2 protein-coding genes and 1 pseudogene are annotated in these 1,666 nt (G+C 69.1%); all 3 read right to left on the bottom strand.

What is annotated here, in order from left to right:
* Positions 1–167 precede the first annotated feature (167 nt).
* Positions 168–911 carry a phosphoglyceromutase gene (locus ACWDX9_RS63025; protein ID WP_449973402.1) on the bottom strand — a complete coding sequence of 248 codons (744 nt, stop codon included), beginning with the start codon at positions 909–911 and terminating at the stop codon, positions 168–170.
* Positions 912–934: 23 nt separating this feature from the next.
* The gene (locus ACWDX9_RS63020; protein WP_397369185.1) at positions 935–1,414 is read right to left on the bottom strand and encodes a YbjN domain-containing protein; all 480 of its coding nucleotides are present in this window, start codon (positions 1,412–1,414) and stop codon (positions 935–937) included.
* Positions 1,415–1,462: 48 nt separating this feature from the next.
* Positions 1,463–1,666, bottom strand: a pseudogene (locus ACWDX9_RS63015) (D-inositol-3-phosphate glycosyltransferase); the annotation flags it as partial.

Raw genomic sequence — 1,666 nt, 5'->3', positions numbered from 1 at the left:
CCCGCAAGAAACCCGGCGACCCGCCGCCCCCAGGCAAGATCGCTTACACCCTCACAATCACCACCAAAGCCCTTAACTAAGCGGCATTGGGGCGAAAGCCCCCTGGGCGACGCTGTCTGGAACCCCGAGCGCGAAGCGCCCAGGAGTGGAAGGCCTTGCTTTCGGAGTCAGCGGCCCTGGTTGGCGACGGCCTCGATGGCGGCCTTGGCGGCGTCCGGGTCCAGGTATTCGCCGCCCGGCCGCTGAGGCCGGAAGTCGGAGTCGAGCTCGTACAGCAGCGGAATCCCCGTAGGGATGTTGAGGCCCGCGATCTCCTCGTCACCGACCCCGTCCAGGTGCTTGACCAGGGCCCGCAGGGAGTTGCCGTGGGCGGCCACCAGGACCGTGCGGTCGGCCGACAGGTCGGGGACGATCGAGTCGTACCAGTACGGGAGCATGCGGTCGACCACGTCCTTCAGGCATTCCGTACGGGGCATCAGCTCCGGGGGAAGCAGGGCGTAGCGGGGGTCGCCGGCCTGGGAGAACTCGTCGTCGTCCGCGATCGGGGGCGGCGGCACGTCGTACGAGCGGCGCCACAGCATGAACTGCTCGTCGCCGAACTCCTCGCGCGTCTGGGCCTTGTTCTTGCCCTGGAGCGCGCCGTAGTGGCGCTCGTTGAGGCGCCAGCTCCGCTTCACCGGCAGCCAGAGCAGGTCGGCCTCCGCCAGCGCCAGCTGAGCCGTCTGGATGGCCCGGGTCAGCAGGCTGGTGTGGACGATGTCCGGGCGCAGTCCGGCGTCCTGGAGGAGCTTGCCGCCGCGGCGGGCCTCGTCCTCACCCTTGGCCGAGAGGCTCACGTCCACCCAGCCGGTGAACAGGCCCTTCGCGTTCCAGTCACTCTCGCCGTGCCTAAGCAGCACCAAAGTCGCCATATCGCCAATCCTATGGTCAGGGATTACCGGTCCGGGTCGGCGAAGCGGGCGAACGCCTGGAGGTTGGCCAGCGACTCCCCGCGCTTGGCCCGCCATTCCCACTCGCGCCTGATCGACGAGGCGAACCCCAGCTCAAGCGCCCGGTCGAACCAGTCGTCCGAGTACGTCAGCACGCACCCCAGCAGCCGGTCCACCTCCGCCTCGGTGACGGCGGCCAGTGGCACCCGGCCCACCAGGTAGACGTCCCCCACGGGGTCGAGCGAGAAGTGCACGCCGTACATCGAGCCGTTCTTGCCGAGCAGCCAGCGGTAGAACTCGGTGTGGTTCTCGTCGGGCTGGCGGCAGAAGAACGCCTCGACGTGCAGCGCCTGCTCCCCCACGATCAACCACGTCATGGTGGCGAGCTTGTGCTGCCCGGGCAGTTTGACCAGGAACGCGCCCGGCCGCGGCTCGTCGTAGGTGACGTCCGCGGCCTTGAGCGCGGCTTCGACGACATCGCGCATGCCGACAAGGATAGAAGGCCGCCAGAACAAAGGTCGGGCTGGAAAGGGCTAGAAGTTCAGGGCGATAGGCGTTTTGTGCAGGTTTGCGATGGCGGCCGCGTACACCTCCACCAGGCGGGACGCGGTCGCCTGCCAGCCGAACGCCGCCGCGTGCGCGCGGGCTCCCGCCGACATCGAGTCGCGCCAGCGCGGCGAGACGACGAAGCGGCGCAGCGCCTGCGCCCACTGCGCCGGGTCGTGGCCGTCCACGAG

Source organism: Nonomuraea sp. NPDC003201 (assembly GCF_053590415.1).
The sequence above is the reverse complement of the archived record's forward strand: the minus strand, read 5'-3'. Positions and strand labels throughout refer to the sequence as shown.

Coding starts and splice junctions, on each gene's coding strand:
- ACWDX9_RS63025 (WP_449973402.1), bottom strand. CDS start 911: ATGGCGACTTTGGTGCTGCTTAGGCACGGCGAGAGTGACTGGAACGCG.
- ACWDX9_RS63020 (WP_397369185.1), bottom strand. CDS start 1,414: ATGCGCGATGTCGTCGAAGCCGCGCTCAAGGCCGCGGACGTCACCTAC.